The following is an 8,299-nucleotide window of genomic DNA, read 5'->3' as shown; positions in this document are numbered from 1 at the left end:
GTTCGTAGGCTCGCACCAAACGGCTGATCATGGTTTGAGATCAGCCGGTTCGCGCCAGCGTCCGGGCACCCTCATTGATGTTAACTTAGCAGTATTGGTCGAAAGCCTGTGGAAGCAGGGTATCCGAAGCGGAGCCTGGGCTATGCGGAATCTCTCTATAAGACGCCTGCTCCATCATTCTGCCCCGAATCATTCTGCCATCCCTCCCGGTTTCCGCCGACACGACAGGGTGCGGTGGTCTGGGGGGAGGTAGGAAGATTTTGAAGGTAGGAAGATTGGTTAGATCGAATGACTGGGACATCTCATCATTTTCTTACCTCCGAAATCTTCCTACCCGATTTTCGTACCGGCCAACAGACGCGCGCCCAACCACTTGCGAGACTCAGCGATAGGGCCCGCTAAAGACAAGACCGTGTGCTAACGTTTGCCAGCGATACGGTCGCCTTCGGCACGCAGCATTTCGATCGCCTTTGCCATCGCCGACGAGTCGATTTCGTGAACGTCGATGCTCTCTCCGACGCGTTGAAGCATCGTGATCGTCAAGCGGCCGCCGAGGTGTTGGCGGAACTCTTCCAACCCATCGAGCAAGCGATCGAGCGGCGACAAGGCTTCGTGCCAAAGCGGCAATCCGAGTGTGTGCAAACACTCGCACACGCGGTGCACGTCTTCGATGGCGAAGCCGAGTTTGAGATGTGAATAGAAGCAATCGATCGCGACTCCGATCGCAACGGCTTCACCGTGTCGAATGTCAAAGTCCGTGATCGGTTCCAGCTTGTGCGCCGACCAGTGGCCAAAATCCAGCGGTCGGGCTTCCAGCATTTCGAACGGATCACCGCCTTCGGTGATATGCCGCAGGTGCAATTTGCAACTCGTCGCAATCGCCGCCGACGCAACGGTCATGTCGCGTGCGCGGATCTGGTCGGCGTGGTCACACAGCCAATCAAATTCGGTGCGACTCTTCAGCAACGCCACCTTCACCGACTCGCTGAATCCGCTGCAAAAGTCTCGGTCGGGCAGTGTTTTCAGTAGCGAGGCATCGTTGATCACCGCCCACGGAACGCTGAACGTGCCGACCCAGTTCTTCTTGCCGAAGTAATTGATCGCGTTCTTGACTCCGACCCCGCTGTCGCCTTGCGCCAGCGTTGTCGTGGGGAGCCGAATCAGACGGATTCCGCGGTGGGCGATCGCAGCGGCGTACCCGACCGCGTCCAGCATCGCACCGCCGCCGATCGCGATCACGTAGCTGCGCCGGTCCAGGTCATGAGCATTGATGGCCGCCAGAATCTGTTCGACGCAGACGGAATCGTTTTTGACCGCTTCTCCGCCTTCGACCAAGACCACATCGCTCACGAGATTCACGCCGGCGGATTCGGTCAACCGCTCCGCGAGGTCGGCAACGTGGTCGGCCGCTTCGGCGACCGGGCGTTCGGCGACCAGCAGCACCTTGGCGTCGCCAAAGCTGTCCTGTTTTAAAAGCTCCAGCAGCGTCGGAAAATCGGCGCCCGCGATTTGCTCGGTCGTCCGCAAGCGGTGCACGAACGGAACCGCAAACGGAACGTCCAAGGATGCGTCGGCTGCGGCGTTGCCTTGGGGCACCGCAGGGGAAGAAGGGGGTCTGGAGATGATCGAGTCCGCGACGGAGGCTGGGGGCTGGGGCGAATGACTCTTGGGGTTCGATGGACGAAGCATTACGGCGTCAGCTCCTTCCATCCCCGCCACAGCCATCGCAGCGAGTCGGGGAAAATCGCGCCACCGTGGTTCCCGTCGTGGGCTCCGGTGCCGAACACAAACTTGTAATCGTAGCCGGCAAATTCAAGCGACTTGGCCATCTGTTGGTTCGCCAGCGGCCAGTTGCCGTGCTGGTTGTCCAGGTCGTTTGCACCATCTTGCAGCAACACTCGCAGCGGCTTCTTTTCGGTTTTACGGATCATTGCGGCGTAGTGGTGTCCGCCGCGGATGTTGACAAAACTGCCGATGTGGCTGAGCACCTTGCGAAACTGGTCCGGCCGATGCCAGGCGACACCGAAGGCGCAGATGCCTCCGGAGCTGTTGCCGCAAATCGCTCGCAGCTCGGGGTTGGAGCTGATCCGATAGTCTTTTTCGACGGCCGGCAAAATTTCCGTGAGCAAAAACTCGGCGTAGTCGCCGCTGACGGTGTCGTATTCGACGCTGCGATTTTCCGGCCGCGGCCGCCAGCCGCGTTTCTCCGGCAGCTCGCTCGTGTAGCCCGGATCGATCATCACCGCGATCGTCACCGGCATGTCGCCTTTTGCGATCAAATTGTCGAAGACGACGGGTACGCGGTAGTCGCCGGTGGTGCCTTCGAAGGTATGTCCGTCCTGGAACACCATCAGGGCAGCAGGCCTTTGGGGATCGTATTGGGCCGGAACGTAAATGCTGTAACGGCGTTTGGTGCCGGGGAAGACCTTGCTGTCGAGCCAAACGTGTTGGGTGACCGTTCCGTGTGGAACCGCATCGTTTGGCTGGGAGTCGGGGCCGTGTTCGTACTTGGCAGGCTCTTGGGCGAACAGCCCCGTAGGCGGGTGGAAAGCAACCAGGCCGGCGGCCAGGCACAGGGCGACAAAACTCGGCGGAGGGGTGGGTGCAGGCATCGAAGGTGGGGCGGGCGTCGTTGAGGTGGGGAAGTCACCTCTATGATAGCAGCCGCGGCATGCTTTGCATTCGTGTTTAGCGGGAACCAAGCCTGTAGGACGGATTGCGAATCCGGTCGACCTGCCAACCGAATTGCCATCCGGGGTCTGTCCCCGCCTGTCGATTCAGTAGATGTTCCGAAATCAACGCAATAGAACGCCTCGGGGACAGTCCCCGGAGCGGCACTCAGCGAGCACGTTGGTGTACAGGCTTTAGCCGCCCTGGCTCGCTGCTCCGCAGCGAGCCAGGAAGAATCGCCTCAAGGCGAGTTACCAACCCGCGCGGAACGACGTCACGGCCGCAGTTCCGCAGAAGCGGACTTTTCACACCCTGTGCGAATTTGCTATGCCGTAGTTCCCACTGGAGGACCAGTCGGTTTTTTCACCAACGGATTGAGACCCATGAAAGCGTTTGGCGTAAGACTCGCCGCAGGTGCTGTGACGATTTTGTTGGGAGCCATCATGGCTGCCCAAGCACAAAAAGACCAAGAAGCCAGCACCGAATCGGCTTGGACCGAAGAGCAAATTCCACCCGGCAAGGCGGTTTCGCCCATCGGCGCAACGGCGGGTTTGCAGTCGGTCGATCCCGCAGACGTCCAATTGCTCAAACCGGTCGGTGAGCCCGGACCAGCGGAAGGCTCGGCGTCGCCGTCGGTGCGTCTGGTTCAGCACACCGAGTCGAGCGATTCGATGGTGTTGCCGGAAATCCCCGCGGACTCCGAGACTGCGGCGCAGCCCGAAAGCTCGCTCGGTGGACGTTCGGTGATGAAAATGCGGTTGCCCAGTTTTGACGACGCGCCCCCGATGGATGCCGAAGCGGACGTCGCAATCGACGCCCAAGCCGACGCCGGCGGACCTTCGTTTTCAATGGGATTGCCGATCGCTGATGCTCCCGCCGCATCGCTTCCCGAACAACCCCGACTGTCCGAAATCACGTTCGCCGAGACGCCCAGCGACAACGGTTCCGAACCACCTCAAGCGGGCAGCGACCTGGCTGGCAGCGGCCTGGCTGGCAGCGGCCCAGCCGGTCCACCGCCGGCGAACGATCTGCGCGGCGGAACGTTTGCGAATTCCGAAGCATTCGACCCGAACACCGCATCGGCTGCCGCTGCTGCACCACAAGGATTCGATCGCGGTCCCTCGTTGACCAATACCGCTGATCCGGCCGCCGGGATGCCGTCGGCCATGTTGACGCCGGTCGGCGACGATGCGGCCGGGCTGTCCCAGCCGCAATTGGCCGAAGCACCGGGGTCGACGATGCGGATCCATCGCGAGCCGGCGATGACGCTGGAAATCGGCGCCACCCAATTTCCGATGCAAGACGAAGCGGAACAGCCCGCACCGGCTGCGTCTCAGCCAGCGATGACTGCCGCCACCATGGGCATCACGTCTCAGCCTCAAATCGTCGGCAACGGACAAGTTGCCGATTCGACACCGTCGCCCTACGGCCAACCCGCCGCTGCGTCGACCGGACAAGGCTACGCGCAGCCGACCGGTGGTTTCGGTGTTCCCGATCACTCTCCGATGGCCGCCGCGCCCGCGGCAACCCAATTGCCTGCTCCATCGTTCGGTACCCCGGCGACGGGCGCCAGCGCGATGCAAGCGCAAGGGATGCAGCCTCTGCCGACGGCGGCTGCCGCGACGAACTACCCCGCCACCGCGCCCGCCTATCCTGCGGCCCAGGCCTATTCGGCCGCGGCTCAAGCCCCCAACGCTTCGGTCTATCAGGGTGTCGGTTACAAACAAACCGCTGCCGAAGGTCAATTGCCCGCCGGACCGACCTTGGCGGCTCCCGGCGAACGTTACCTGGACGGTCCACAGTCTCCGTCGGTCGTGATTCACAAACGGGCGCCTGTCGAAGTGAAGGTCGGCAAACCGGCTTCGTTTGTCATCACCGTCAAGAACGTCGGCGGTTCCAAGGCCTTGAATGTGCAGGTTCATGACCGTGTCCCCAACGGCATGACGTTGACCGATGCGACGCCGCGTCCGAACCCGAAATACCAACCCGAGTTGTACTGGGAGCTCGGTGATCTGGAACCCAACCAAGAACGCACGATCACGTTGCAATTGACTCCCGAACAGGAAGGCGAATTGGGCAGCGTCGCCCGTGTCACGTTCGAAGCCGCGGCGTCGGTCCGAACGATCAGCACACGGCCCGAATTGCGCGTCGTCCAACGGGCACCCGAAAAGGTCTTGATCGGTCAGCAACTGGAGATCGAATTGGAAGTCAGCAATCCTGGCAGCGGCGAAGCGACCGGCGTGATTCTGCAGGAGGACGTTCCGGTCGGACTGGAGCATCCCCAGGGAACACAGCTGGATAACTTGATCGGCACGCTCGGTCCGGGGGAAATCCGGCGACAAGTCTTGCGGATGCGGGCGGTCAAAGCCGGTGTTGTGCAAAATCAGATTCGCGTCAAAGGCGATGACGGATTGGAAACCACGCACACAATCGCCGTCGAGGTGGTCGCTCCGGAGTTGAAGGCGACTCTGACCGGACCGTCGCGTCGGTTCTTGGAACGACAGGCCACCTACACGGTAGAGATTGCCAACGTGGGGACGGCCGAAGCACAGAACGTTGAGATGAGCGTTCAGCTTGATCGTGGATTCACGTTTGTGAAAACAGACTACGAAGGACAATACGACGCGTCTCGACACGCCGTGTTCTGGTCCTTGGACGCGTTGCCGGTCGGACAATCCGGCAAGGTGCCGTTGACGCTGTTGCCGGTCGAAGAAGGCAATCGTGTGTTGCAAACCGTGGCGACCGCGGACTTGGGCATCAAGACGATGACCGAGAGTCAGGTCGCAGTGGCCTCGCTGGCCGAGCTGACGTTCTCCATCAACGACAGTGCCGATCCGATCGAAATCGGTGGCGACACCATCTACGAGATCCGAATCAGCAACACCGGTTCTCGCGACGACACCAACGTCAAAGTCGCGTTGCAGCTTCCTCAGGGGTTGCAGTTGGTCGAACAAGGGGACTTCACGCCGCAGGGACAAGGCATCATCGCCTTCTCGCCGCGAGCCCTACTCAAGGCCAACGATGAGATGGTCTATCGGGTCAAAGCCAGGGGTGTCGCCGAAGGGCGGCATCTGGTCAAGGCGATTGTCACCAGCGACCAATCCAACGTGCCGGTGACGAAGGAAGAGAGCATCATGGTGTACGCCGACCGCTAGTTTTGCTCGAGCAATGTAGCGGCAGCCCATTTAGATTCTCTCCCTCTGGGAGAGACGGCGTTTGCGCAGCAAGCAAACGCCAGAGAGGGCCCGCGCAGCAAAAGTCGCCGCCGCCCTAGAAAACGAAAGCCTTGGCGGCTTCCACCTGATGCCGGTGAATCAAACCAACCCCAGCCGATCCGCGGGGCTGGTCACGGCCAATCCCGGCCGGTTCATGACGTGGGTATAGATCATCGTCGTCTTGACATCCTTGTGTCCGAGCAATTCCTGCACGCTACGAATGTCCGCCCCGTCATCAAGCATGTGAGTGGCAAAACTATGGCGAAGCGTATGAGGGACCGCTTTCTTGAGGATCTCGGTTCGGCGCAGGGCCTGTTTGAAACGAGCTGGAAACGTGCGCTCGTGAACATGGTGACGCCGAGTTCGTCCACTGCGGGGGTCTCGTGAGAGTTTGTTGGATGGAAACAGGTATTGCCAACCCAGGTCACGTTGAGCAGCAGGGTATTTCCGCGCCAATGCGTAGGGAAGGTAAACTTCTCCGTATCCATCGGCGAGGTCTTGGTTGTGCATCGCGCGCACCGTGGCGATCTGTTGTTGCAGCATCTCAATGGTGTTGTCGGGTAACACCGTCACGCGATCCTCCATTCCCTTCCCGTTTCGGACGACGATCTGGCGTGTTTCGATGCAGAAGTCTTTCAGCCGCAATTTCCTGCACTCTCGGTGTCTCAAACCGGCGCCGTACATCATCAAGAACATCAAACGGTAGACCCCGGAAACATATTGAAATATTTCAGTGATCTCCGTTTTGGTCAGCACAACGGGCCGATATTCGCTCGTCTTGGCTCGTACGGCATTGATAAAGTGGAGATCGCGACAAAGCACCTTCTCGTAGAAAAACAGGATTGCCGAAAGTGCTTGGTTCTGAGTCGATCCTGCGACGTTGCCTTCGATTGCCAGATCAGTCAGGAAGTCCCCAATTTCTGGTTCGCCAAATTGTTCAAGCCGGTCGTCATCCAAGTGCCGGATAAACTTTTTGAGTTGGCCGACGTAGGCGTCTTCGGTGCTCTTGGGATGATGTAACCGACGCAATGTCGCTCGCATCCGCTGAACGCACTCCGGTTCGGTCGCATCGATCAGACCTGCATTTCCTTCCCCCGGCACAAGGTCAGCATCATAGTCCTCGCCACCGCCGATGGCTCCGTCGTAGCGACGCGTGATTTCTGTCAATCGGTCTCGAATAGGCCGAAAGTCTACGACGCTGGTTTGCAGTACCGTTCCTTGATAAGCCTCGATCGCGCGCGCCGCTTGAAGCCGTTGCCATGCGGGAGTTTTGGCGGCAAGAAGTTTTTGAAGAAACTCGATCACCAGGTCACGCCGAACCACAATCTCTTCTGAAGAGTCTGTTTGGGCTCGGACGGCCGGAAAGCTAGCATAGCTGCCCAACCACTTTGGAAACCACTCGCGATCCTTTTCGGGAAGATTCATCACGCCAAGGCACCGTCGAAATCGTTCCACTGACATCCTAATCGCTCCCGCGTTGATCCAGGGTTGTGGGCCTTGTTCCGCATCATCGGTCAGCCAATGGCCTCGGCAAATGCCCGCGACCGGCGATGCAAACAGAAGGCATCGAAACGCACTTCACGTTTTTTCGTCGATCCGAAAACCTTAGTGACTCGCGGACCGCTTGACTACCCCTGCAGGGTGCCGTAAGATCGGGTGGCGGGAGATATTCCGCTGTCCAACCGCGGAATATGTACTTTTACCGCAGTTGGACCACCAATAATTGATTGTTACCCGTCGTAGTGAACCGAATCGAATACGAATGGCGAGCTCATCCGAAACGCAGGAGTTGGTTGAACAGGTCCCGGAGCATCTGTTTGAGTTGTGGAAGAAATGGCCGCTGCTACTCGCGTCCCGATCCAAACTTCCCGTTGTCACGCTTTCTGGTGAAACGTTGACTCTCAAGTGGGGCTTAGAGGTAATCACTGCAGGCGTGCCGGACTGTGTCTTTCGACGGGGCCGGGCATGGCAAATGAAACTTGGGGCTCGTTCCGCACGACGGCTGATTCCGTTTGGAGCCCACGATCAGATTCTGATTGATTTCCCACCGATCAGACGTGGATTCTTTGGCGGGTTGCATGCATATACAACTGCACCTGTGGGATATACGTTGGACTCGTTGGCAATTTGGGAACTAGCTCTAACAGCAATTGTCGGTGATCTCGAAGCTCACATTCCGTTGACCGTTTGATGCCGACGTTGGAGTGTCGCGGGTAACCATCGGATGCACGACGAGTCGCCGAGTCGTGGTTATTGAAGTGGAGGATTGCTCGCGGCGACCGCGTGATCCGTGACGTTCTGTCTATCGATTGCTTCAGCCAACACTTGAACGAAAATCCGTACGCACCTCCACTATCGTCCAACCCGCTGTCGCCTGACGCTTTGGAATCTGGACTGCTCGCAGACGCAAAGCG

Annotated in this window: 4 protein-coding genes; 1 reads left to right on the top strand and 3 read right to left on the bottom strand. The window is 59.2% G+C overall.

Translation table 11 applies throughout. The features are described 5' to 3' along the window. Positions 1–417 precede the first annotated feature (417 nt). Both ABX749_RS13560 and ABX749_RS13555 read right to left on the bottom strand, forming a co-directional pair. On the bottom strand, positions 418–1,689 hold the full coding sequence (locus tag ABX749_RS13560; RefSeq protein WP_372896447.1) for a 3-dehydroquinate synthase: 1,272 nt from the start codon (positions 1,687–1,689) through the stop codon (positions 418–420). Then, positions 1,689–2,612 carry an alpha/beta hydrolase gene (locus ABX749_RS13555; protein ID WP_372896446.1) on the bottom strand — a complete coding sequence of 308 codons (924 nt, stop codon included), beginning with the start codon at positions 2,610–2,612 and terminating at the stop codon, positions 1,689–1,691. Before ABX749_RS13555 ends, ABX749_RS13560 begins: the two co-directional genes overlap by 1 nt. A gap of 501 nt (positions 2,613–3,113) precedes the next feature. Here ABX749_RS13555 and ABX749_RS13550 point away from each other — a divergent pair. After that, positions 3,114–5,825, top strand: a complete 2,712-nt coding sequence (locus tag ABX749_RS13550; protein ID WP_372896445.1) for a hypothetical protein — start codon at positions 3,114–3,116, stop codon at positions 5,823–5,825. Positions 5,826–5,984: 159 nt separating this feature from the next. Here the strand turns inward: ABX749_RS13550 and ABX749_RS13545 are convergent, their stop codons facing one another. Next, positions 5,985–7,310 carry an integron integrase gene (locus tag ABX749_RS13545; RefSeq protein ID WP_372896444.1) on the bottom strand — a complete coding sequence of 442 codons (1,326 nt, stop codon included), beginning with the start codon at positions 7,308–7,310 and terminating at the stop codon, positions 5,985–5,987. Positions 7,311–8,299: the final 989 nt, after the last annotated feature.

The sequence above is a fragment of the Stieleria sp. genome (genome assembly GCF_041595215.1).
Lineage (GTDB): Bacteria > Planctomycetota > Planctomycetia > Pirellulales > Pirellulaceae > Stieleria > Stieleria magnilauensis.
This window is presented reverse-complemented; position numbering and strand designations above follow the sequence as displayed.